Here is a 23,360-nt window from a genome sequence, read left to right as displayed (position 1 = left end):
CAAAAGATTGATGATTCTTGCAATTAAAAAAACAACAATAATCGCGAAATTTTCGGATTTAATCTAATATTTAATGTACTGCTGAAATTTTCTCTAAAAAATACTTTGTTCTTTCATGTCGCTCTTGTGGCTTATTAAAGAAGTCATCAGTCGGGCAATCTTCTAGAATTTTGCCTTGATCCATAAATATCACTCGATCTGAAACTTTTTTTGCAAATCCCATTTCATGCGTAACACACATCATCGTCATGCCTTCTTTTGCAAGTTGGCTCATGACTTCAAGCACTTCACCGACCATTTCAGGATCTAATGCGGAAGTGGGTTCATCAAAAAGCATACAGACTGGGTCCATACAAAGACCACGTGCAATCGCGACACGTTGTTGTTGACCACCTGATAATTGTCCTGAAAATTTATCTTTGTGTGCTGTCAAACCCACTCGATCCAAATATTGTAAGGCCTTTATTTTAGCTTCTTCAGTTGAGCGATTAAGTACTTTGATTTGTCCTATTGTTAGGTTCTCTAACACAGTCATATGAGGAAATAGTTCAAAATGTTGAAATACCATACCTACTCTAGATCTGAATTTTGCTAGATTCGTTTTAGAGTCTTTTAAAGCGGTACCATCAACGATAATATTTCCTTGTTGAAAAGGTTCTAAAGCATTCACTGTCTTAATAAGTGTAGATTTACCTGAGCCAGATGGACCGCATACAACGACAACTTCACCTTTGTTGATAGTGGTTGAGCATTCGCTAAGTACCTGAAAATCTCCATACCATTTGGATACATCTTGAATTTCAATCATTGGCATTTTGATTCTCCTTATCGAATAATGGCTATTTTTTGATGTAAGCGTTTAACTAGTCGTGAAAGTGCAAATGAAATGACAAAATAGACGACAGCAACAACTAGATAAAAAACGGCTTTGGTTTCCGAACCATAGGTATTAGCTAAAGTATTTGCATTGCCTAGGAAATCTGGTGCACTGATGACATAAACCAAAGATACATCTTGAAAAAGAACAATGGATTGCGTCAATATCACGGGTAACATATTTCTAAAAGCTTGGGGTAAAACTACGTATGACATTGTCTGGCGATAATTAAAACCCAAGGCGTAACCTGCATTCACTTGTCCTTTAGAAACTGATTGAATGCCAGAGCGGACAATTTCTGAAAAAAAAGCAGCCTCAAAAATGGCGAAGGTTACTACACTTGAAAATAAAGGTCCCCAATAGGTGTGATATTGGAAATCGAAAAACTTAGGAAGTAAAAAGTAAAAGATAAAAATAACTTGAATGAGGGGAACACCTCGAAAAAAGTCGACATAAAATTTTGCAAATCCACTGGCAATTTTATTATTCGATAGACGCATCATCGCGATTGGTGTACCAAGAAGAATCCCACCAATAATCGAAAGAATGGTTACTGTAACTGTAAATTTAAAACCAGCGATCAAACTTGCAACGACATCGGGATGAGTTAGAACACTAAAGTCCATTTTATTTACCTCCCGAACCTAGACCTGGTACAGCCATCCGTTTCTCAATCCATGCCATCAGGTATTTAATTGAATAAGTGATGATGAGATAAACAGGTGTTGAAAGAATTAAAATGACCACGTCTTGAGAGGTTTCTTCTCGCATTGTTTTGGTATATGCAAAAAAATTCAAAACACTTAAGGCAAAAAGTACGGCTGAATTTTTAAATACATTCACTGCTTCTGATGTCAGTGTTGGCCAAACGATTCGATAAGCCACTGGCAGAATGACATAACGATAACTTTGGTTTAAATTTAAACCGATCGCATAAGCTGCATTTTTTTGACCTTGTGAAACGGTATTAATACCTGCTCGAACCTGCTCAGCAATCCTTGCAGCGGTATATAGGCCCAGCGCAAATACACCAATAATTGCTGGATTATTATTTAAAATATTTTGCCACCATCCGCCAGAAACCATTTCACCACTTCCAGTACTCATACTCAATGGTAGAAGTTGAGGGAAAACGAATGCCCAGAAAAATAATTGAACAATTAAGGGTATATTTCTGAATAACTCTACATAACAAGTCCCAATGAATGACAGTAATTTATTGGGTAATGTACGCATAATGCCAATAAGTGAACCAAGTATAAATGCGATGAAAAAGGCAATGACAGCAGTCCAGATCATGGTCCAAATACCTGATCCAAGTATCTGTAACCAAGTCGGTGCATCAGCAACAGCTGAATAACTTGAACCTCCAATCGCACTACAGATAGATTCAGCCCAATCTTTTTTATCAACGCCATATTCGTTGGATGCCAAGCAAAATGACGTCCAATTTAAAGAACCAACAGCCATTGAAATTCCCTGCAATGGTTACGAGAAAAAAGGGCTTAAGTGTTTCTATTTAAGCCCTCATAATTTTTGTTATTTAATCCCTGCATCATTCGGAGATGCTTTTAATTTTTTAAATGAGCTACTCATAGGCATGTTTAGATTGATATTGCGTGGTGGAATAGGTGATAAGAACCATTTTTTATAAAGGGTATCCATTTGACCATTTTTCCACATTCCAGTTACCACACGATCTGCAATCGCTTTAAACTTGGCATCGCCTTTAGGCAGCATAATTCCGTAAGGTTCTGACGAAAGGACTGGACCTACAATTTTAAAATCTTGAGGTTTTGATGATTTGGCAATGAGCCCTGCAAGAATATTGTCATCCATAACAAATGCAGCTGCACGTCCCGAAGCGACCATTGCAAAAGAATCAGCATGATCTTTACCATAGACATTGGTAACTTTTATTTTTTCTCCTCGTGCACCCATTTTGATGTATTTATCCGAGGTTGTTCCTTGCGTTGTGGCAACGGCTTTACCATTTAAATCACCTAAATCTTTGAAAGGCGCTGAAGCTTTGACTGCCATACGTACTTCAGTGGCAAAGTAATTTGTAGAGAAGTTGACTTGCTGTTGTCGCTGGACAGAGTTGGTTGTCGTCCCGCATTCCATATCAATGTTTCCAGCGAGCATTTCAGGAATTCGCGTGGAAGAAGTAACCGCTTTATATTCAACTTTTAAGTTGGGGAGTTTTAAGTCTTTTTTTAATTCGTTAGCTACGTTATTACAGATATCGATGGCATATCCCATAGGTTTACCACCAACAATATATGAGATTGGATCAGAAGATTCACGATACCCGATGATCACTTTTCCATTTTTTTTGATTTTCGCAATGGTGTCAGTAGCATTGGCTTGACTCATTGTTCCACCAGCGATGATGAAGCCTAATGCGCTGAGAAGGACTTTACCAGATAGACTTTTCATCAAGAAATCTCCATGTCTTTTAATATATCGTTCTTATAATTTTGACAGTTCTCAAATTTGGTTGAAATCTATTCAAAATAAGCTATTAATTATTTTTATACTTTCTATGAGAATAAGTAAAGAATAAAAAATACTCGAAATTCGAATGAATTTAGATTTTTTGATTAACGCGAAACAAATCATGAGCTTATAAAACCTTAATCATGAGTAAGTGGTTTATTTTTAATCAACCATAACTGCAGATAACGCTAAAAAATTATTTTTTTTATTTAAACTTGAGTGCTCATATTTTTTTTGAATATTAATTAAAAAAAAATGATTGAATTATAATGTATTTTATCCTTATTTGTTATTAACAATTAAGACTAATTGATTAACTTAACACTTGAAACTTATGTTATAAGAATTGTAGGCATGATTATTGCTTGAATAATAACGATGTTAGGGGGTAATGATTTATGAAATTAGCGTTAGGACTAAAAGTATCCAATTCTTTGTCTTTGACACCCCAGCTCCAACAAGCGATCCGACTTTTACAATTATCCAGCTTAGAGTTGGAGCAAGAAGTTCAATTGCAGTTGGATAGTAACCCCTTACTTGAAAAGGTGGATGATGATTCTCCAATGCAAAGTTTGGAGGACTTGAATCAGGAAAATTCTGCTAGTGATCTTACTCGAGAATTAAATGCAGATCATTTGCCAAATGATTTACCTGTAGATACGGAATGGGATGATGTATATACCCATCAATCATTATCAATGGAATTACCAGAATATGAAGAACGTGAGGATAATCGATCAATTCAAAATACACTGAAAGATCATATTTTACAGCAAGTTAATCTTCTAAATTTCTCCCAAACTGATCTTTTGATCGCTTATTGCATCGTAGATGGTTTGGATGAAAAAGGCTTTTTAGATGAGAGCGTTGAAGAAATTCACCACGCAGTGCTGACTTTACTCGCACAGATGGATATTGAAGAAGATGTTGAGATTGATGAAATTTTAGTGGTGTTGAAACATATTCAAAGACTAGAGCCGATTGGCGTTGGTTCACGCAATCTTGTGGAATGCTTATATGTTCAGCTTCAAGTTTTGCCTAATACCTTACCATGCCGTAATGACGCGTTATTGTTATTGCAGCATTATGAATTATTGATTGCCAATGACCTAAATAAATTACTGAAGCAAACAGGTTTTAAACTTGAACAGTTAAAAGCAGCGATACAACTTTTAAAATCATTACAACCCTATCCAGGGTTAATGTTTGAAAATAAAGAATCTGAATATCAAGTGCCTGATGTTGTGGTGGCAAAGAAAAATGACAGTTGGCATGTGCACTTAAATCCAGATATTTTGCCAAAATTACGTATCAACCCTTATTACGCAAATATGATTCGTCGAGCTGATCAAAGTGCAGATAATCAATACTTACGCAATCAAATGCTTGATGCTAAAAATTTTATTAAAAGTGTAGATGAGCGCCATAAAACGCTTTTAAAAGTAGCAACATGTATTGTTCAGCATCAACGAGATTTTTTAGAGTTGGGTGCTGAAGGAATGAAACCTTTGGTGTTGAGAGATGTGGCGGAGGAGGTTGAGTTACATGAATCAACAGTATCTCGTGTAACGACCAATAAATATTTGCTTACTCCGAGAGGGTTGTTTGAACTTAAATATTTTTTCTCAAGCCATGTTGGAACAACGTCAGGTGGTGAAGCGTCTTCAACTGCGATCCGAGCAAAAATTAAAAAGTTGATTGCTGAAGAGAACCCAAGAAAACCATTATCTGATAACAGTTTAGCTAAGTTGTTAAATGAGGATGGTATCGATGTTGCACGTCGTACAGTCGCAAAATATCGCGAATCGTTACATATTCCTGCATCATCCGATCGAAAAGTCTTGATCTGAAATTTGAAGTGTGATTATTCTAGAGGTTCATTATGACGAAATAATGAATCTCTTTTTTTTAGTTACACGAGGTTTAGCCAGCATGATTTCATGACTTAAATTTGCAGAATAATTCTATGTTGAATGTTCTGTCATGCAATCACATGGCTTAACTCAATCAAATCCTTTAGAAGGAGAGGGATAGGATTATGCAAATAACAATTCGTGGACATCATTTAAGTATTACTCCTGCAATAGAAGAGAATATTCGTTGTAAATTCGCCGAAATGACCAAGCACCTTGATCAGGTCAATAGTATGCAGGTGAAACTCACAAAGGATCACCAAGTCGATAAGCGTTCGAAAAAAGGAAGTTCGAATCATATCGCTGAAGCAATCGTGCGTTTACCCGGCGTCGAACTTTTTGCTCAAGCATCTGGCGATGATATGTATGCATCAATTAAAAAATTAACTGAGAAAATAAAAAGACAGTTAATGCGATATCGTAAAATGCAAATGGCTTTTCAGCCGCTGCCTATATGACGGTATGTAGCTGAAAATAAAAAAAGAGGTATATTGCCTCTTTTTTTTATAGATAAATTGTATAGCAGATGAATTCATTGAATGAGTTATAGTAAAATAATCCGTTTTTACACAATCGATCGTCCCATGAGAGGTCTTTGCAATGAATAGTGAACAGCTCACTGAAATCTTAAAAGCTGCTTTCCCTTCTGCTGATGTTGCTGTAAGTGGACAAGGTGGGAAATTTGACCTCCGTATTGTAGATGATCTGTTTGAAGGTAAAAGAACAGTTGCTCGTCAACAAGCAGTTTATGCTCCTCTTAACGAATATATTAAAAGTGGTGCAGTTCACGCTGTAACCATACGCGCAATGACAAAAGAAGAATGGCGCAAAGCTAGTCTTTTCGGAGCTTAAGGAATAAATGGATAAATTTCTAATCACTGGTGGTAAAAGACTAGAAGGCGAAGTTCGCATCTCTGGTGCAAAAAATGCTGCATTGCCACTTTTAGCAGCAATGATTCTTGCTGAAACACCAATTACGCTCAGAAATGTACCCAAGCTTAAAGATGTTCATACGCTTGTAAAATTAATTGCAGGTCTTGGGATTACCATGAAGTATGAAGGTGACACTGTAGTCGCTGATACTTCAACCCTTGATAATCAATTTGCACCATATGAACTCGTAAAGACTATGCGAGCGTCTATTTTGGTGCTTGGCCCATTACTGGCGCGCTACGGTAGTGCAAAAGTATCTTTACCTGGTGGTTGTGCTATTGGCTCACGTCCTGTTGACCAGCATTTAAAAGCATTAGAAGCTTTAGGTGCGGAAATTGAAGTCGAAGCAGGCTATGTCAATGCAAAAGTTGATGGTCGCTTAAAAGGCGGTGAAGTTGTTTTCGATATGGTCACTGTAGGTGGGACAGAAAACATCCTCATGGCTGCTGTTTTAGCAGAAGGTGTTACTACCATCCGTAATGCGGCTCGTGAACCTGAAATCACTGATCTTGCACAAATGCTCATTAAGATGGGTGCGAAGATTGAAGGTTTAGATACGGATACATTAATCGTCACTGGTGTAGAAAGTTTGCATGGTTGTGAGTATTCAGTTGTTGCTGACCGTATTGAAACAGGATCTTATTTAGCGGCTGCTGCTATTACGGGTGGACGAGTTAAAACGACACATACAGATCCATTGCTGATGGAATCAGTGTTGGATAAATTTGAAGAAATGGGTGCAGAAGTTACGCGCGGTGATGATTGGATCGAACTCGATATGATGGGTAAGCGTCCTAAGGCTGTTAGTTTCCGTACATTGCCTCATCCAGATTTTCCAACAGATATGCAAGCACAATTGATGGCGGTCAATGCAATCGGTCGTGGGTTTGCAACAATTTCAGAAACTATTTTTGAAAACCGTTTTATGCATGTACCTGAATTGTCACGTATGGGCGCTAATATTCAGGTTGAAGGTAATGATGCAGTTGTAACAGGAGTTGAAAAACTTTCAGCTGCACCTGTTATGGCAACAGATTTGCGTGCTTCATTTTCTTTAGTTTTGGCTGCTTTAGCTGCTGAAGGAGAGACTTTAATTGACCGTATTTATCACATTGATCGCGGTTATGAAGATGTTGAAGCAAAATTACAAGGTTTAGGTGCCCAAATTAAGCGAGTGAGCGAGTAAGTTAATGAGCGATATGAGAAACGATGATCCTAATTTTGACGTAATGGGCAATTTTGATCATGGTTTAACCTTAGCATTAAGTAAAGGTCGTATTTTAAAAGAGACATTGCCATTGCTAGAAACAGCAGGGATTAATCTTTTAGAAGACCCAGATAAATCGCGTAAATTAATTTTTCCTACGACGCATAAACATGTTCGAATTTTAATTTTACGTGCATCTGATGTACCAACTTATGTAGAAAATGGTGCGGCTGATATTGGTGTTGCAGGTAAAGATGTACTGATGGAACATGGTGCACAAAATGTCTATGAACCATTAGATCTTAAAATTGCAAACTGTAAGTTAATGACAGCGGGCAAAGTGGGTATGGAGCGTCCGAAAGGTCGTTTGAAGATCGCGACCAAGTACGTGAATTTGACGCGTCAATACTATGCGAGCTTAGGTGAGCAAGTTGATGTGATTAAACTTTACGGTTCGATGGAGCTTGCACCATTGGTTGGTTTGGGTGATTACATCGTCGACGTCGTGGACACAGGTAATACACTTCGCGCGAATGGCTTAGAGCCTCTTGAAGAAATTTGCAAAGTGTCTTCTCGTTTAATCGTGAACAAAGCGAGCTTTAAGCGTAAGCAAGCCTTACTTAATCCGATTCTTGCACAGCTTGAAAAAGCGGTGGAAGAAAGAGAAGCGAAAAAAGCTTAAGCTAGTTTAAAAAAAAACCGCCTTATTAGGCGGTTTTTTTATGCGGTTTAATAATTTTAACTAGTTCTTGAACTAAATCATTAAAAGATTGATCGTAATCTTTTTTGTGCTCTGCAAAAGTTTTATCTGATTCGTTTATTTCTTTTGATAATGGATCGGTGATAGTAACTTTAATATTTTTTGTAGTTATCATTTCATATAATTGATCGCTGAATTCTCTTCGAGCAGCATTTCCGATTATAGGTGGTGAATTTTCGAAATTCGTACCAAAATTATGTAGATCAATGATCTGAGTATTTGGGGTCACCTTAAATGCGTCATTGATGTGTCTGTAATAATTATTTAAATAACTTTCTTCAATATAAGTTATAGATTGATCAAAAAAATGAAACTGCATATAGAACTTTTTGTAGAACTTTATATCAATACGATCTTGATGGTTTAAAATTTTGTTTTGTAGTTCTAAGCCTTGTTGAATTAATTTAATCTCATTAATTTGAGACAAGCCTACTCTTTCATGCTCAAGGCTTGGAATGATTACAATGTTTTCTTTAACAGAATAAAGTGATTTAATTAAATGGTATTTGTTGTAAATTTCAAAATTCACTTCATTTAAAAGGTTAATTAGCTTCTCAGCTTGTGATTTTTCTAAATCATATTGTTTTTCAATCTTCCAATTTAAGAAACCAATAATTGCAACTATTGGCGTCAGTACATAAGCTGTTGTGGAAGTTATGGTATTTATTCGATGCATGCTTACAGCACACATCAAAGACTGTCCCTGACAATAGTAAAAGTATTGAAAGAATCCACAAATAGCTAAAACAACGACATAAACACCTAAATAGTAACCGACATATTTTTCTATTTCTTTCATCTAAAATTCCCCCGAATAAAATCAAATCATGATAAGAACAGAGCTCAATAGAAAATTCAATTTAATCAAAAGTTATTTTCAATCATTTCTATTTGGGTTGCTTGAATGAAGATGCCCACAAATCAACAGAAAACAGGTAAACTAAAGCTTCCCTTTAATTTCATTGTGGATAAATTGATGCGACGTTTATCGACTCAAGATCAAAATTTTAAGCAAGACTTTGCTGACTTGCTCGCTTTTGAAACCGTGAGTGACCCAGAACTTTTAAAAACAGTAGACCAAATCATTGCCGATGTTCGTCAACATGGTGATGCTCATGTTCTCAAACTCACACAACAGTTCGATCGACATCCAGCGCATCAATTTTCAGATTTAGAACTGACACAAGACCAACTTAAAGCTGCATTTGATCATTTAACGACTGAAGTTCGAGAAGCTTTAGAGTTAGCTGCAAATCGTGTCCGTGAATTCCATCAGGCACAAAAACAAGATGGTTGGACCTATGTTGATGCTTTGGGTAACACCTTAGGCCAAAAAGTGACGCCGCTTGACCGTGTTGGAATTTATGTGCCAGGTGGTTTAGCTTCATACCCATCATCAGTACTCATGAATGCTGTTCCTGCTCACGTCGCAGGAGTACCTGAAATTATTATGGTTGTGCCTGCACCAAATGGTGATTTAAATCCATTGGTGTTGGCAGCTGCGTATTTGGCAGGTGTCACTCGTGTATTTACGATTGGTGGTGCACAAGCGGTTGCAGCATTGGCCTATGGTACTGAAACCATTCCAGCAGTAGACAAAATCACTGGACCTGGCAATCGTTTTGTTGCAGCAGCAAAACGCGCCGTATTTGGTCAGGTAGGTATTGATATGATTGCAGGTCCTTCAGAAATTTTAGTGTATGCTGAAGGGGACAATAATGCAGAATGGCTTGCAATGGATCTTCTGTCTCAAGCAGAGCATGATACTGTTGCTCAAGCTGTATTTATGACGCCAGACGAGCAACTGCTTCATGATGTCGCGATTGCAATTGAAGAGCACTTAAAAGCACTTCCTAAAGCAGAAATCGCACGAACTTCTATTGCTAATCGTGGTGCGCTTGTTTTAGTTAAAGACCGTGCCGAAGGTGCAAAATTGATCAACCAAGTTGCCCCTGAACACTTGATGCTATGTTTAGATGAAGCACAAGAAATGGCTGAAGGTATTCGCCATGCAGGTGCTATCTTCATGGGGCGTTATACGCCTGAAGCAATTGGTGATTACTGTGCAGGTCCGAACCATGTATTGCCAACCTCGGGTACGGCACGTTTTTCATCACCACTCGGAGTGTATGATTTCCAAAAGCGTTCAAGCTTAATCATGTGTTCAGAGGATGGCGTGAAAACCTTAGCGAAAACAGCAGATATTCTTGCACAGCAAGAAAACTTAGATGCTCACGCTCGTTCAGCACGATATCGTTATCAGTAATTTAAGCGATAAATTTAGAATGAATATTCCTCTCTAAATCTGTTTTTAAGCATTGCTTGAAATCGAAATGCAAGTGAGGTTAGGTGAAGGTAATTAAAAAATCTCTCCCTAACCTCCTTAGTCAGTGAGGGGAATTTAGAGAATTTAAAAATGAATATTACAGTAGAACAAATGCGTTTTTGGAGTCCCGAAGTACGTGAACTAGAGCCTTATGTGCCTGGTGAACAACCCAAGATCCAAAATCTTTTAAAATTGAATACCAACGAGAACCCGTATCCACCATCTCCAAAAGTTGTAGAAGCGGTACAACAAGTTTTAGCAAATGGCGCGGATGTTTTACGTTTGTATCCTGACCCTGACGCATCGGAATTAAAGCAAGCAATTGCGAAACAGCAACATGTTCCAGTGGGACACGTGTTTGTTGGTAATGGTTCTGATGAGGTTTTAGCTCATATTTTTAAGGCATTTTTTGTTCAAGATTTGCCAATTCTTTATCCAGATATTACCTACAGTTTCTATCCTGTTTATAGCCAATTTTTTGGTGTGAAAACTCAAATTTTGCCTTTAAACGAAAAATTTGAAATTGTTGTGGATGACTATAAGCAACCAAATGGCGGCATCATTATCACCAATCCAAATGCCCCTACCAGTATTGCACTTGGTTTGTCTGCAATTGAGGAAGTACTTCAATCGAACCCAAATTCAGTGGTTGTGATTGATGAAGCATATGTAGACTTTGGTGCTGAATCTGCAGTGGCTCTCGTAGAAAAATATGACAACTTGGTGGTCTGTCAAACAACTTCGAAATCACGTTCGCTTGCGGGATTACGGGTCGGGTTTGCGATTGCACAGCCGCATTTAATTGCAGCGTTAGAAGCGGTAAAAAATAGCTTCAATTCATATCCAATGGACCGTTTTGCGATTGCCGCTGCAGTGGCGTCTTTCGAGGATCAAGCCTATTTCGAAGCGCAAAATGCCAAAGTGATTGCTAGTCGTATAAAGTTAGTTGAGCAACTGAAATCCTTAGGGTTTGATGTGTTGCCTTCTGCCGCAAATTTTATATTTGCAACACTGCCTAGCAAAGATGCAGGTCAGCTTGCAAATGAATTGCGAGAGCGTGGCATTATCGTAAGATATTTTAATAAACCACGTATTAATCAGTATTTGCGTATCACCATTGGTACAGATGAGCAAAATCAACGTTTAGTAGACACCTTGAAGAATGACATTTTAAAAGTGTGAGTGCTGCAAATTTTTGTTGTTGAAAAAGCGACCAGATAGGTCGCTTTTTTATGATTCGTACCATTGATTCATCAGTTTTAGCATGGCTTCAACCTTATCAAAACATTCTTGATATTCTGCATCGCAATCTGAACTGATTGTGACACCACCACCAGCCCAAATAGACACATCTTGCTGATATTTTTGAATTGTTCGGATCAAAATATTCCAAGAACCAGTACCATCAAAATTGAAATAACCAATAGAGCCACAGTATGCACCGCGTGGGGACTCTTCAAGTTCTTCAATAATTTCCATCGCTCGAATTTTGGGTGCCCCCGTTATTGAACCGCCGGGGAGCGCTGCGTGTAAAACATCTAATTGATGAACATCGGATTTTAACGTCGCTTCAATTTCACTGACCATGTGGTGGACTTGATTAAAGCTTTCAATGTTAAATAATTTTGGTGTCTTGACAGTGCCAGTTTCTGCATAAATGCTTAAATCATTTCTGAGAAGGTCAACAATCATTAGATTTTCGGCTTTATCTTTCTCAGAGTTGATGAGTGTTTGTTTTGATTCTTGGTCTTTTTGAGGATCTTTAAAGCGTGGCATGGTGCCTTTGATCGGTTTAGTGATCATTTTTTTATTGGGTCTAAACTCGATAAATAACTCAGGTGAACAGCTCAAAAGTTCAAGGTTATCAATTTTAAGATAAGCAGCATAAGGAGCATTTGTGAGTGCCCAAAAAGGTTTAGCTATACTCAGTAGCTCACCTTCAGCTTGTGCTACAAATTCTTGAGTTAGGTTAATTTGGTAACAATCCCCAGCAACAATGTAATCTTGTACTCGTTGAAATGCAGTTCGATATTGTTGTTTAGTCCAACGTGCTTGCATGGGTGAACTGAGTTGAAATGATGATGGACTAGATTGCTGAAAACAGTCTAATAATCGTGTATAAAGGCACTCGGCATTATGTTCAGTGCTATAGAAAACCCAATCATTATTTTCATAAATCAAATAGCTTTCATACAAGCCAAAAAACAATTGTGGTTGTTTTTTTACCTTGGTGTTGATTTGAAAATTTGCTGCAAAATTATAATCATAGTAACCAATGTAACCGCCTCTGAAATAATGGCTTGCAGAATCTGGAAGTGAATTTTCGCTACATTGAACAAAATCTTTGAGTGAAGAAAATTGGCTTTCATACTGATAATTAAAATCAGAGCAACGCACAAATTGACTGAATCCGCCGTTTATATAAACGCAATATTTTTTTGGCAAAAATCCGATAATCGGTAAATCCTGATTTTCAAGATATACCAATCCTGTCAATGAACCAATTTTTTGCAAAAAATCAGCTTTACTTAGTCCTGAAATTTTTAAGTTTTGTTTAAAAAATGAAGCACTTACCATTTGTGACTTGTTACACTCTTTTCAGAAAATTTGCATCACCCATTTAATACTAGTTCACACTTATGCCATTTATCGGGAATAGGTCGAATTTTCTTAACAGATATTGATCATAAGATAACATAAGGTTAACTTAATACTGCAAAGCGAACTGCTCAAGGATGAAGTTTCAGTCGTTAATTTATAAAAACTTCAGAAACACGGAGAGCAGTTAAAAAAATGAAAAAAATGCTCTTGGGAGAGTACATAATGAAATTATTCACAAAATTGGCTTTAGTTTCTTCAATGGCGGTGAGCGTGAATGCTATGGCGATGCAGGCAATGGATGATGCATCACTCAGCGCAACGACTGGTCAAGATGGTATTACTATTGCCATTGATACAACTGCTGGTATCGAAATCGATAAGTTATATATTCATGATAATGATGGTTTTACAAATAGCGCTTTGACATTCGGTGATACGACCATCAATACAGCTGGCACTGCTGATCCAACAATTGGTGCTGGTGCAATCACGGTTAACGGTTTAACGATTTCAAAGGGTACTGGAAATACTCAAAACTTAGCAACGTTGAAAGTTGATGCCGCAGATGTTGGTGGTCAAGCGGTGCTTAATGTTCTTGCTGAAACTGGTGCTTTAGACATCAATGTTGGTTCTATTGGGGTTGCAAGCTCTGGCACTTACAGTTCTGATGACAATGTTCGTGGTGTTGTTGAAGGTTCTGAAAAACAAATTATTACAGGTTTAACATTATCATTGGGTGCAACCAAAGCAAACGTTCAATTAGGTAATGCACCTCAAGGCGCTATGATTGTCGTTGATTCTGAAATCACTGGTGGTTTATCTACAAGCTTAACTATTAATGATACATCTACATCGGGTGGTGGTAGCATTGGAATCGAGGGCTTGAAAGTTACAAGTTCAGGCAGTAAAAACCTGAATGCTGACGCCAAAATTGGTGTAACAAAAGATGGATTATATATCAGCCCAGCTCAATCACCATTGAATGCTTACATCCAAAAAGTTTCTTTAGGTGAAGCTAATAAGAGTATCGGTTCAATCGAAGTTCAAGGTTTGAATTTGGGTAGCACTTCAATCAAAATTTCTGGTCACTAAGTTTTTATACAAAAAACGCGTGTTGATCACGCGTTTTTTAAATTTTGCGAATTTGAAATTAAAAAGTAAAAGTACTGTATTTTTAGGATGAAAAAGGTATTCTGAATATAAGAATAAATGTGAGTGCAAACTCCAACTACAGAATCATAAAGGCAAGTACGCCGAACTAGAACAGTTAACATTATGATAGAAATTACTTTAGGCTCTGCAATTATGTATTTTTTTGCGAGTCATGCTCTCGAAATTAAAGAAAAACCACGCGAAGCAGTTTATTACAGTGAGATTGCAGACTCACGACATCTATCTTATACAAAAAATCACCGTGAACCTGTAGCTATCAAGCCGGCTATCGAAAATCAGTTTAGAGGAATAGTTCGTCAAGCGTATGACTATAGTTGTGGTTCTGCGGCGTTGACGACAGTTCTTAATGGTCACGCTGGTCTAAATTTGACAGAACAACAAACCATGGAGGGATTGTTGCGATTTGGCGAGTATGATCGAATCATTGAGCGTAGAAGCTTTTCATTATTGGATATGAAGCGCTTCGTCACTGCTTTAGGTTATGAAAGTGGGGGTTACCGTGGTGAATTCAAAGACCTGATTAAACAGACACAACCTGCTATTGTTCCAATTCACTATGCAGGTTTTAAGCACTTTGTTGTATACAAAGCATATAAAGATGGAAGGGTTTATGTTGCTGACCCTGCATTAGGAAATATCAGTTTTGATGAAGCACGATTTAAAGAAATTTGGGAAAACAATACCTTATTTTTAGTGAACGTTCCTGAATCTCAACAGACAGATCTATTGGCATTACAAGAAACAGATTTAAGACATGTCGATGATGCAACAATTAACCGTTACGCCTTAGTTGATGCACAATTTTCGTCAGATTATATGAATAAAATCGCAGATAAAGCCTCAACTATGCGTAAAGTATTAGATCTTGATCCCAAATCTCCAACGTATAATCAACCCATTACAACATATATGCGGCTTTACTATAAACGTAAGTAATTTAAATGCAATTAAATTGAATTGAAACAAAATCCAAATAATGAAGAATTGTGGTAGGAAGTAAAATGAATAATCAATGGACGAAAAGAACGCTACTCGCAATCAGTATTCAAATGATTGTCACAGGCGTCTATGCAGCACCCGAAACAGTTGAAGCTCCATCAGAAGAGAATATTTCTCAAGATACTCAAAATAATACTGAAAATAGTTCGGCTACCGAGCTTGAACAAGCACAATCAAGTTATACGGCAGAATCTACTGAAAATGTTGATGCAACACCTTCTCTTAAGCCAGGTGTTGAAGGGCAGGCTGCAAATGCGCTCCAACAAAAAGAAGGTGATGCGACGCAAGAGACTAACTTGCAGGAAGTTTTTTCCTCTAATGAGCGACAATATTCACTGATTAAGCGTGGTGAGTTTTCAACGTTCTATGATCTTGATTATTCGTACTATCGGGATTCACAAATAAATGCTTCGATCGATGAAGGACAGTTGTATCAACTTCGTATTGATGAAGATGCAAATCATACGATTACCAATACCATCACAGCGCAATATGGTTTAAGAGATAACATCACGCTAAACGCTTCAATTCCATTGGTTGCAAAGTCTGATAGTGTCAAAGATACGACCACTGCTGGTTTGGGTGATATTAGTTTAGGGGCGCGTTGGGAGCCATTTCCACTGAAAGAAGGTCGTTTGCCACTTATTTTGTTTGGTAATCTATCGACAAAAACAGGTGATAGCCCCTATGAAATTAATCCTTTGACGGATCTCTCAACAGGTAAGGGGTATTATTCAGTTGGTGTTGGTGCAAGTACAAGAAAATATATTGATCCAGTTGTATTGTTTGCGTCAGTATCAACAAATTATGGTTTTAAAGAATCTGGCTTAAATCAAATCCGAGGGGGAGGAAATACTCAAGGTGAAGGTTTAACTGGGCGTAACCGTGTTTTAGATACTTTTGAACCCGGTGTTACGGCTGGATTCTCGTTCGGGTTTGCATATTCATTTAACTATGATGTCTCCTTGACCATGTCTTATCAGCAATCGATGAACATGGGTACCAAATTTACATATGATACAGGTGAATATTACGAGCCTGCGACTCAGACCAGCTCTATGTTTGCGGTGGCACTCGGTGTACGTGTTAGTCCGAAGACGATTGTCAATGGAACGATAGGTATCGGTTTAACTGAAGACTCTCCAGATGTTTCTCTCGGCCTATCGTTCCCATTAGATATACTTGGCTTCGGTAAGAAAAAAGCAAGCTAAAGGAGTTCGGAAATGAGTCAATTCCGTTTGCATCCTTTAGTTACAGCAATTGTTCTGAGTGGATGTAGTACGCAAGTCTTTGCACACCTTGGGCAGAATTTATCTGTAGATGTACGCTCATTATCAATGGGTAATGCTGTCACTGCAGATCCACCCGGGATTAGTGCAATTCACTTTAACCCTGCGGGTTTAACCAAACTCAAAGGGTTACAAACCGACGTTCAAGGCTTAGTTGCTAATTTTGATATTCAGCGTGAATTTTCCGCGCCATCAGGTTATGACGTCTTTGGATATTCTGATGATCCATTAATCTGTAATGATGCGTTTGATAATCCATCAAACCTCTGTACTGATTTTAAGGATTCTGTGAGAGGTGATGTCGAGTACGCATCCTTATATATTCCTGTATTGAAAAAAATGGTGGATTTAGGAGAAGGATGGCCAGTAGCAGCTCCAACTGGAGGGATCTCCTACAATCCACCAGGATCTAAGTTTACTTTCGCTACTGCAGTTTATGCACCTCTGGTTGCAGGTTTCGGTGCAGAAGATGGTAATCCGGGTAACTTCATGGGGCAGCAAGTTGCCATGGAGCGTATTACATATTTATCGCCATCGATTGCTTATCAAGTAAATGATGAACTTTCGATTGGTGCTTCAGTGGGAATGTCTTATCAAGCCATTGCCATGAAAACAGATTTGCGATTTCCAAATGAAATGATAGGTCTTCTTAGGATGGTGGATGAGTCTGTCTGTGCCCCTTTCCGTGGAGGAAATGACAATATTGTCACGAATATTTTGCTATTCGGCTTATGTAATACCAATGAGGGCATGAATCCATTTTCAACCTTTGGAAAGATCAATGTTGAACTGGAGCAGAGTTTATCTCCAAGCTACAACCTAGGTGTCTTGTGGGAACCTACTGAAGAGTTTGGTTTGGGGCTGGTTTACCAAAGCGGTGCTAAAATGCGCTTAAAGGGTAAATATATTGTAGAAAATGGAAACGCATCCCGAGAATTAATCAAAGGACTAAACTCCTCACCTACGGGGCAAGTTTTGGCAACAATACTTGGTTTTCCGAACTATGTACCTGCGATTGAAACTGGTCTAATGTCTATGGATTTAGAATATCCAGCACATTTCCAAGCAGGGATTAAGTACAAAGTATTCCCGGACTTACAGGTAAATTTCGATGTGGGATGGACTGACTATGCGGCTTGGGATAAGTTTAAATTTGAGTTCGATCGTCAAATTTCTGCTCTGAAAATTGCAAAACTGTTATCTAATGATGTAACAGACTCATCTTTATCTCTGCCTCTAGGTTTTCAATCTCCATGGAGTTGGGGCGTTGGCGTTGAATATTCTGCCAATGACCGTTTGAAATTCCGTGCTGGTTATGAACCTAGAACAAGTGCGATCCCAGATGGAAAGCGGAATACAATGGTACCGATCAATAATGCACAATTGTTTGGATTGGGTATTGGTTACCGTTTTGATGAAGATACAGATATTGATTTATCAGTCGGGTTCCTTCGTAGCCGCGATAGAATTCCAGCGGGATCAAGTAGCCTAGCCAATCTAGACGCCGTGGATAATTTATTACTTAATCCATATGCTGGCTTAAATGTATCGACGAATACCAAAGTTACGATTTTAGGTATAAATTATAGAACGAGATGGTAATGGACTTAAATCTTGAGCAATTTAAACAAATAAAGACAAGAGTAAGCCAGTCTCTCGGTTGTGTCTTATGCGCAGGTTCTTTTTTAATATGTCCTACATTGAATGCCCAAGACTTTTACACAATTATAGGTCCAGATGGTAGACCGATTGTCATCGAAAGATCTGCATCTAGTGCTCAAAAAAACGAATCTATTAAAAATCGAAAATCAATTCAAAGAGAAAATGTTCAGCCAAAAATCATTCAAAAAAAACCAGCAGATGAGCCTAAAAAAATACAGGTTGAAATCGCTCAGCCGAGTATTAAAGCTCCTACAGCGAGCAAATCAGTTGGGCGCAGTCAAAATGACAATGTTGAACAATCAACAGTGAGTGTTGAAAAAAAGACTCAAGATCAAATGACGAAAATTGATCTTGCACAGACTAAAGTCAATACGAAACATGAGCAGTCATTAACAAAAAATAAATCTACACACGATCAAAATTCTAAAGAAAGCGTTCAACGTGTTGAGCAGATTTCAGATAGCAAAAACGCAGGTGGTTCACTGAAAGCTGAAAAAGGAAGTCCTGTAACTGTAATTGATGGTGTTGAATACATTGATCATGAATATCTTGAAGATCGTGAGTTTAATCTGGAAGGAAGAAAACGGTTTTATGTAGTTCCTGATACGCAGGGTGTAGGTGCAGCTCGTTTTGAAACAATTGAGCGACAAAAAGGGATTACCAAAGCCGTTTTATCTCAGTTCCTACAGCCGACAGAGCCTACAGCGAAAGAAGCAATGGCTTTATCGAGTACGTACATGCGTATTGAAGCAAAAGATCTTGCAGAATCTTTGGAACGTACATGCTTTCAAGATAAAAAAATTCAGAAAGCTAAGCGTTTGAAGGGTGCTCAAGGTGAAATTGGTTTATGGCCAGTTGCGCCATTGAAAGAACGTTTTGCTTATGAGGTGGTGGAGTTAGATGAATCAATTGATCAGATTCAAATTCAATCATTTGCTTCATCTCAAAATAACCCAACTTTTTATTGGCCGATTGCAGTATTTTTGGATCAGCAAGGTTGCATTTTAGAGGGAGCGACTGGTTTTAAAAGTACAGATACTCAAGCCAACGTCACGACATACTCTGCACTCGAAGGTATATTAAAAAAACCACCTCAAACACGATATTTATTACTCACCCCTTTAGTCGAATCAATTGATATTCAAAATCAAAAACTCGTGAATACTGGTCAGCTAAAGCTTAAGGCCATCAAATAAAAGAGAACTAGAATGAAAAAGTCTAATATTATCCCATTCACGTTTTCCACGCTTTTTTTAGCACTGACTGGATGTGGTGGAGAGAGTGCTAAAATAAATGAAGATCCTAACCGTGGTTCCGTTACAACCTCTAATGGTTGTTTAACCTCAAATGATGCTAATTGTCTTGGATTTGTCTTGGACTATCCTGTAGAGGGACTAAAGTTCGATTGTAGTACTGACAAACTGAATCACTATCGAACTGAACTCGATCCTAATGTTGCAACTGGTTCATGCCAAGTGGGAGACAAAGTTACATTTTATATTCAGGGTGAAGCCAGTGCTCGAAAAATTGAGTTAGGGACGGTCGATCTAGGTTCAATTGTGCCTAAGAAAATGAGCGATGTTTATATTCAGATTGGTGTACAAGATATGGCTCAAGGGCTAACTGGTAAGCCAATTGAAAATTTTAATATGTCCGATCCTACCTATAACGCAATGGTCGGAATTATACGAATTTTGCAAACATTAGGTGTAGATCAAATCAGTAATGTACCTGGTGATATACAGCAAGTTGTGCTGTCAAAAGACAATTTGGATGGTCTTCAAGTGATCAGCCAAAATATAACGGCAAATGAGTTCAAAAATGGCAGTTATGTTCAGATCCTGAAACCATGGTTAGATGTCGATAAGGTCTCAATTGATGATGCGGAAAAAGTAGCACAACAGATCATTAGAATGAGAAGTGTGGGTATTTATCAGGCCAATCACTTACTCTTTATTGGACAAAATACTAATTTCGCAGGGTTTCACGGCTCAAGCCTAAACAATAATCAAGCAATTGCTGATATGAGCGTAATTACTACGCGCGAAGGTTATGCGAGTGGTTATCTCTCACAGTGGAGAGGGAAACCAATTGTTACGGGTAGTAATACTTCAGAAGAGTTAGCACGAGTATTATTAATCAATCAAGTACCACCTGAAAAATTAGATGTCGTTTCTAATTCAAAAGATTGGTTGAATAATATCTCACAAAAAATACAAAAACCTTTAGTTTTTAAAAGTATTGAATCTTCAAATGACAAATTAGAAATCTATAAAGGAACTCTGTTTGGTCAATCCATTATTCCTGGTAATCAGTATGCTTATCAAGGATTCTTAGGCAGCAAGGATACACCTACAAGCACTGAGGTATATGGGGAGTGGCGTCAAGATGTCAATTCTGAGCGCTATACAGGTAAGCTTGATATTCTAAAATACAGTCCAGTGAGCTATTTAGATCGTAAAGTGTTCAAAACACGTAAAAATGTTGAAGCTGGGGATCAAATTATTTTCCCATTATACGCAGATTTAGTGTTTAACTTTAATGATAAAACGATTCCATCACAAACAGTGAGTATCGTCATTGATGAAAATGGAGATATACGAACCAATCGTACTGCATCGAGTTTACAATCTACCACTTGTCCAAGCATTAAGAATACTTCAACCATGACCGATGAATTGGATGTTCAACAATTCATTATTGGTACGACAGGCACAACATATTCAACTGCAAATGATAAATCTCTGACAATACGTATGATTCTAGCGAATCCAATTTTTGGGAACCTAAATGGGGTCAGAGCTGGACTAAATAACAGACCAGACTTTGGAGTCGATTCTAATAGTGAACTTGTGTCATCTGGAGGTGTACGTTTAAATTTACAAAACTTAATCGTAAATAATGACATAAGAGCGGGTATTAATATCACGAGTTGGGATACTAAGGGCTCTACAGCCGCAGCTGAATGGGTGAATACGCATGCGACATACCAACACACGTACAATTCGATTCCAGAGAATAAACCAACGACTGAACAACTTAATCTAGCAAAGCTTAGAACAGGAACAATTGAAATTGCTTTAACACCTTGTTATCAAATAGGTCGAAAAGCTTAACCAAAAAAACTCCATCTTATGAGATGGAGTTTTTTTTAACCTGTTTGATCAAGTCGAGTACCTAAGGTCTCTAAGTGTGTAGGAAAATGATTCGATTTTCGGTCTTCAAAATAATGACGAAGCGTTCGTTCAACACTTGGGAAAGCTAAACTATCCCATGGAATCTCGTGTTCTTCAAATAAACGACTTTCGATGGTTTCTTCACCAGCTCCAAATTTACCTTCAACAAGGTGAGATTTAAATAATACGTAAATTTGACCAATACGAGGGATATTGTACATACAGTACAATTGCTCAATTTCCACTTCAGCTTCAGCTTCTTCACGAGTTTCACGAGCTGCACCTTGCTCCATTGTCTCGAAGAGTTCCATATATCCTGCTGGTAGCGTCCAAAGACCATAGCGCGGCTCAATCGCTCTACGACATAAGAGTACTTTATCTTCCCAAATCGCTAAGGCTCCACAAATGACCTTCGGATTCACATAGTGAATGGTCTTACAATGCGTACAGACTTGGCGTACTTTATGATCACCTAAAGGAATCTGTTCGGTCGTCGGTTGCCCACAGGCCGTGCAAAAAGGCATATGCTGTCAAGTAAAAATGAGATGATTCAGCATACCCCAAAAAAATAACTTTCGCATCATTTATAGCCTTATGCACAAAATTTCATATATGATGGGATGAGAATAAAAAAGAGAGATCGAGCTATTCAAGATGATGGATCATTCATTAACATTGCAACTGCAACAACACCTTAGGTTTTCTAAACGCATTCAAAAAGCTGATGCTGCAGTATTACTTGCAATCACCAATGAAGATGATCCTAAAATTCTGCTGACGCGTCGCTCTATTTATATGAATAATCATGCGGGTGAAGTGTCATTCCCAGGAGGAAAAAGAGATCCGAACGACACCAGTAATATTGTCGTTGCACTCCGAGAAGCATGGGAAGAAACGGCTTTGAATCCGTTCGATGTAAAGTTGCTAGGTGATCTGCCTTCAGAGCGCTCAAAAGCGGGTGTTTTAGTAAAACCTGTTGTTGGATTGATACCGCCTAATGTGAAGCTTGTCCCACAACCTACAGAAATAGATCGTATTTTTTTTGCTTCAATACGCGAAATGATGGATGCTCGCCCAACACCTTATGAAGTTCGATTGGCTAAGCAATCAATCTATTTTCCAAGTTTAAGAGTTGAGAATGAGGTGATATGGGGTCTTACAGCAAGGATCCTGATTTCGTTGTTTCAGTATGGCTTAAATTATAAAAAAAACTGGCCCTTTTTGCTCAATTCCCCAAGTTTTAAATCTTCAATTTTCAAACAACATTAAAATATTAAATGCATAGGATTGCTGCATATGATGTACAAATTTCAAGACAAAACCCCTTCAACGACGATTCAACCATGGAATGGATGGATTGCAGAAAATGCCACTGTGATTGGTGATGTTGAACTTGGACAAGAGGTGAGTGTTTGGTTTGGTGCGGTAATACGCGGGGATAACTGCAAAATTCGTATTGGTGATTTCAGTAATATTCAAGAAAATGCCGTCTTACACACTGATCCCGGCATTGAATTGAATGTTGGGCAATATGTCACCATTGGTCATCAAGCAATGTTACATGGTTGTACGATTGGAGATAATAGTTTGATTGGTATCAACGCCGTCATATTAAATAATGCTGTAATCGGTAAAAATTGCATTATTGGCGCGAATGCGTTGATTCCAGAAGGTAAAATCATCCCAGATAATTCATTGGTGATGGGCTCTCCTGGCAAAGTAATTAAAACATTAGATGAGTTTGCAGAAGCTAAACTCAAAATGAGTGCGATGCATTATGCGCATCATTTCAAAAATTTCACTCAGCTTGAAAAATTTGAATTTTAAATATAAGTGTTGAGATTGATACGAGCGTTCAATAATCACTAAATCTGAACAGATCTGCTCTCGCAGGAATAATTCGAGTGGAGTATGATTAGCACCATTTTTAACGATTTATAGGGGC

Annotated in this window: 22 protein-coding genes; 15 read left to right on the top strand and 7 right to left on the bottom strand. The window is 38.0% G+C overall.

From position 1 onward, the window contains the following. Positions 1-70: 70 nt before the first annotated feature. The 4 genes from AC1M9N_RS13855 to AC1M9N_RS13840 form a co-directional block, all read right to left on the bottom strand. Positions 71-814 carry an amino acid ABC transporter ATP-binding protein gene (locus tag AC1M9N_RS13855; protein WP_481954927.1) on the bottom strand — a complete coding sequence of 248 codons (744 nt, stop codon included), beginning with the start codon at positions 812-814 and terminating at the stop codon, positions 71-73. 11 nt (positions 815-825) lie between these two features. Further along, positions 826-1,503 carry an amino acid ABC transporter permease gene (locus AC1M9N_RS13850; RefSeq protein ID WP_180028741.1) on the bottom strand — a complete coding sequence of 226 codons (678 nt, stop codon included), beginning with the start codon at positions 1,501-1,503 and terminating at the stop codon, positions 826-828. A gap of 1 nt (position 1,504) precedes the next feature. Continuing rightward, positions 1,505-2,347, bottom strand: coding sequence for an amino acid ABC transporter permease (locus AC1M9N_RS13845; RefSeq protein WP_481954926.1), 843 nt, complete (start codon positions 2,345-2,347; stop codon positions 1,505-1,507). A gap of 69 nt (positions 2,348-2,416) precedes the next feature. Beyond that, positions 2,417-3,316, bottom strand: coding sequence for an amino acid ABC transporter substrate-binding protein (locus AC1M9N_RS13840; RefSeq protein WP_180028739.1), 900 nt, complete (start codon positions 3,314-3,316; stop codon positions 2,417-2,419). A 458-nt stretch (positions 3,317-3,774) separates the two neighbouring features. On the opposite strand from AC1M9N_RS13840, the gene AC1M9N_RS13835 reads away from it, so the two are divergent. From AC1M9N_RS13835 to hisG, 5 genes are all read left to right on the top strand, one after another. Then, the gene (locus AC1M9N_RS13835) at positions 3,775-5,226 is read left to right on the top strand and encodes an RNA polymerase factor sigma-54 (protein WP_481954925.1); all 1,452 of its coding nucleotides are present in this window, start codon (positions 3,775-3,777) and stop codon (positions 5,224-5,226) included. Positions 5,227-5,414: 188 nt separating this feature from the next. Next, the gene (gene hpf, locus AC1M9N_RS13830) at positions 5,415-5,747 is read left to right on the top strand and encodes a ribosome hibernation-promoting factor, HPF/YfiA family (RefSeq protein WP_035268921.1); all 333 of its coding nucleotides are present in this window, start codon (positions 5,415-5,417) and stop codon (positions 5,745-5,747) included. Positions 5,748-5,889: 142 nt separating this feature from the next. Continuing rightward, positions 5,890-6,141: a BolA family iron metabolism protein IbaG gene (ibaG, locus tag AC1M9N_RS13825; protein WP_180000146.1), complete on the top strand. Its 252-nt coding sequence runs from the start codon at positions 5,890-5,892 to the stop codon at positions 6,139-6,141. 7 nt (positions 6,142-6,148) lie between these two features. Next, complete coding sequence (gene murA / locus AC1M9N_RS13820; protein WP_180000148.1) at positions 6,149-7,408, top strand: UDP-N-acetylglucosamine 1-carboxyvinyltransferase; 1,260 nt, start codon at positions 6,149-6,151, stop codon at positions 7,406-7,408. 4 nt (positions 7,409-7,412) lie between these two features. Next, positions 7,413-8,111 carry an ATP phosphoribosyltransferase gene (hisG, locus tag AC1M9N_RS13815; protein WP_180000150.1) on the top strand — a complete coding sequence of 233 codons (699 nt, stop codon included), beginning with the start codon at positions 7,413-7,415 and terminating at the stop codon, positions 8,109-8,111. Between the two features lie 25 nt (positions 8,112-8,136). On the opposite strand, the gene AC1M9N_RS13810 is transcribed toward hisG, so the two are convergent. Beyond that, complete coding sequence (locus AC1M9N_RS13810) at positions 8,137-8,988, bottom strand: hypothetical protein (RefSeq protein WP_481954924.1); 852 nt, start codon at positions 8,986-8,988, stop codon at positions 8,137-8,139. 165 nt (positions 8,989-9,153) lie between these two features. On the opposite strand from AC1M9N_RS13810, the gene hisD reads away from it, so the two are divergent. After that, positions 9,154-10,455: a histidinol dehydrogenase gene (hisD, locus tag AC1M9N_RS13805; protein ID WP_481954928.1), complete on the top strand. Its 1,302-nt coding sequence runs from the start codon at positions 9,154-9,156 to the stop codon at positions 10,453-10,455. 150 nt (positions 10,456-10,605) lie between these two features. Then, entirely contained in the window at positions 10,606-11,697 is a 1,092-nt protein-coding gene (gene hisC / locus AC1M9N_RS13800) for a histidinol-phosphate transaminase (protein ID WP_035268929.1), read from the top strand. Between the two features lie 48 nt (positions 11,698-11,745). Here hisC and pabB read toward each other — a convergent pair whose 3' ends face one another. Further along, positions 11,746-13,092, bottom strand: coding sequence for an aminodeoxychorismate synthase component I (gene pabB / locus AC1M9N_RS13795; protein ID WP_481590805.1), 1,347 nt, complete (start codon positions 13,090-13,092; stop codon positions 11,746-11,748). Between the two features lie 246 nt (positions 13,093-13,338). On the opposite strand from pabB, the gene filA reads away from it, so the two are divergent. The 6 genes from filA (at position 13,339) to filF (ending at position 21,355) form a co-directional block, all read left to right on the top strand. Further along, positions 13,339-14,208, top strand: a complete 870-nt coding sequence (gene filA, locus AC1M9N_RS13790; protein ID WP_092768589.1) for a putative pilus system protein FilA — start codon at positions 13,339-13,341, stop codon at positions 14,206-14,208. A gap of 183 nt (positions 14,209-14,391) precedes the next feature. Then, the gene (gene filB / locus AC1M9N_RS13785) at positions 14,392-15,225 is read left to right on the top strand and encodes a putative pilus system C39 family peptidase FilB (protein WP_035268934.1); all 834 of its coding nucleotides are present in this window, start codon (positions 14,392-14,394) and stop codon (positions 15,223-15,225) included. Positions 15,226-15,290: 65 nt separating this feature from the next. Next, entirely contained in the window at positions 15,291-16,499 is a 1,209-nt protein-coding gene (filC, locus tag AC1M9N_RS13780; protein ID WP_092768595.1) for a putative pilus system protein FilC, read from the top strand. A gap of 12 nt (positions 16,500-16,511) precedes the next feature. Continuing rightward, positions 16,512-18,179: a putative pilus system OmpP1/FadL family transporter FilD gene (gene filD, locus AC1M9N_RS13775; RefSeq protein WP_481954923.1), complete on the top strand. Its 1,668-nt coding sequence runs from the start codon at positions 16,512-16,514 to the stop codon at positions 18,177-18,179. Continuing rightward, positions 18,179-19,435 (top strand): putative pilus assembly protein FilE, encoded by a 1,257-nt coding sequence (filE, locus tag AC1M9N_RS13770; RefSeq protein WP_481592373.1) that lies wholly within the window; start codon positions 18,179-18,181, stop codon positions 19,433-19,435. Before filD ends, filE begins: the two co-directional genes overlap by 1 nt. A gap of 12 nt (positions 19,436-19,447) precedes the next feature. Continuing rightward, positions 19,448-21,355 carry a putative pilus system protein FilF gene (gene filF / locus AC1M9N_RS13765; RefSeq protein WP_481954922.1) on the top strand — a complete coding sequence of 636 codons (1,908 nt, stop codon included), beginning with the start codon at positions 19,448-19,450 and terminating at the stop codon, positions 21,353-21,355. A 35-nt stretch (positions 21,356-21,390) separates the two neighbouring features. Here the strand turns inward: filF and AC1M9N_RS13760 are convergent, their stop codons facing one another. Then, positions 21,391-21,939 (bottom strand): NUDIX hydrolase, encoded by a 549-nt coding sequence (locus AC1M9N_RS13760; protein WP_035268253.1) that lies wholly within the window; start codon positions 21,937-21,939, stop codon positions 21,391-21,393. Between the two features lie 130 nt (positions 21,940-22,069). Here AC1M9N_RS13760 and AC1M9N_RS13755 point away from each other — a divergent pair, with 130 nt between their 5' ends. Further along, entirely contained in the window at positions 22,070-22,684 is a 615-nt protein-coding gene (locus AC1M9N_RS13755; RefSeq protein ID WP_035268255.1) for a CoA pyrophosphatase, read from the top strand. 27 nt (positions 22,685-22,711) lie between these two features. Beyond that, complete coding sequence (locus AC1M9N_RS13750; RefSeq protein ID WP_035268256.1) at positions 22,712-23,242, top strand: gamma carbonic anhydrase family protein; 531 nt, start codon at positions 22,712-22,714, stop codon at positions 23,240-23,242. Positions 23,243-23,360: the final 118 nt, after the last annotated feature.

The sequence above is a fragment of the Acinetobacter sp. ANC_7655 genome, assembly GCF_056784015.1.
Note: the sequence above shows the minus strand (reverse complement) of the source record. Positions and strands in the feature narration are given on the sequence as shown.

What these genes read in the sequence shown, in the direction of transcription:
- AC1M9N_RS13760 (WP_035268253.1), bottom strand. Translation starts at nt 21,939, where the DNA reads ATGCCTTTTTGCACGGCCTGTGGGCAACCGACGACCGAACAGATTCCT.
- AC1M9N_RS13755 (WP_035268255.1), top strand. Translation starts at nt 22,070, where the DNA reads ATGATGGATCATTCATTAACATTGCAACTGCAACAACACCTTAGGTTT.
- filA (WP_092768589.1), top strand. Translation starts at nt 13,339, where the DNA reads ATGAAATTATTCACAAAATTGGCTTTAGTTTCTTCAATGGCGGTGAGC.
- filD (WP_481954923.1), top strand. Translation starts at nt 16,512, where the DNA reads ATGAGTCAATTCCGTTTGCATCCTTTAGTTACAGCAATTGTTCTGAGT.
- AC1M9N_RS13850 (WP_180028741.1), bottom strand. Translation starts at nt 1,503, where the DNA reads ATGGACTTTAGTGTTCTAACTCATCCCGATGTCGTTGCAAGTTTGATC.
- filC (WP_092768595.1), top strand. Translation starts at nt 15,291, where the DNA reads ATGAATAATCAATGGACGAAAAGAACGCTACTCGCAATCAGTATTCAA.
- ibaG (WP_180000146.1), top strand. Translation starts at nt 5,890, where the DNA reads ATGAATAGTGAACAGCTCACTGAAATCTTAAAAGCTGCTTTCCCTTCT.
- AC1M9N_RS13845 (WP_481954926.1), bottom strand. Translation starts at nt 2,347, where the DNA reads ATGGCTGTTGGTTCTTTAAATTGGACGTCATTTTGCTTGGCATCCAAC.
- AC1M9N_RS13835 (WP_481954925.1), top strand. Translation starts at nt 3,775, where the DNA reads ATGAAATTAGCGTTAGGACTAAAAGTATCCAATTCTTTGTCTTTGACA.
- AC1M9N_RS13750 (WP_035268256.1), top strand. Translation starts at nt 22,712, where the DNA reads ATGATGTACAAATTTCAAGACAAAACCCCTTCAACGACGATTCAACCA.
- murA (WP_180000148.1), top strand. Translation starts at nt 6,149, where the DNA reads ATGGATAAATTTCTAATCACTGGTGGTAAAAGACTAGAAGGCGAAGTT.
- filB (WP_035268934.1), top strand. Translation starts at nt 14,392, where the DNA reads ATGATAGAAATTACTTTAGGCTCTGCAATTATGTATTTTTTTGCGAGT.
- AC1M9N_RS13840 (WP_180028739.1), bottom strand. Translation starts at nt 3,316, where the DNA reads ATGAAAAGTCTATCTGGTAAAGTCCTTCTCAGCGCATTAGGCTTCATC.
- pabB (WP_481590805.1), bottom strand. Translation starts at nt 13,092, where the DNA reads ATGGTAAGTGCTTCATTTTTTAAACAAAACTTAAAAATTTCAGGACTA.
- filE (WP_481592373.1), top strand. Translation starts at nt 18,179, where the DNA reads ATGGACTTAAATCTTGAGCAATTTAAACAAATAAAGACAAGAGTAAGC.
- filF (WP_481954922.1), top strand. Translation starts at nt 19,448, where the DNA reads ATGAAAAAGTCTAATATTATCCCATTCACGTTTTCCACGCTTTTTTTA.
- AC1M9N_RS13855 (WP_481954927.1), bottom strand. Translation starts at nt 814, where the DNA reads ATGCCAATGATTGAAATTCAAGATGTATCCAAATGGTATGGAGATTTT.
- AC1M9N_RS13810 (WP_481954924.1), bottom strand. Translation starts at nt 8,988, where the DNA reads ATGAAAGAAATAGAAAAATATGTCGGTTACTATTTAGGTGTTTATGTC.
- hisG (WP_180000150.1), top strand. Translation starts at nt 7,413, where the DNA reads ATGAGCGATATGAGAAACGATGATCCTAATTTTGACGTAATGGGCAAT.
- hisC (WP_035268929.1), top strand. Translation starts at nt 10,606, where the DNA reads ATGAATATTACAGTAGAACAAATGCGTTTTTGGAGTCCCGAAGTACGT.
- hpf (WP_035268921.1), top strand. Translation starts at nt 5,415, where the DNA reads ATGCAAATAACAATTCGTGGACATCATTTAAGTATTACTCCTGCAATA.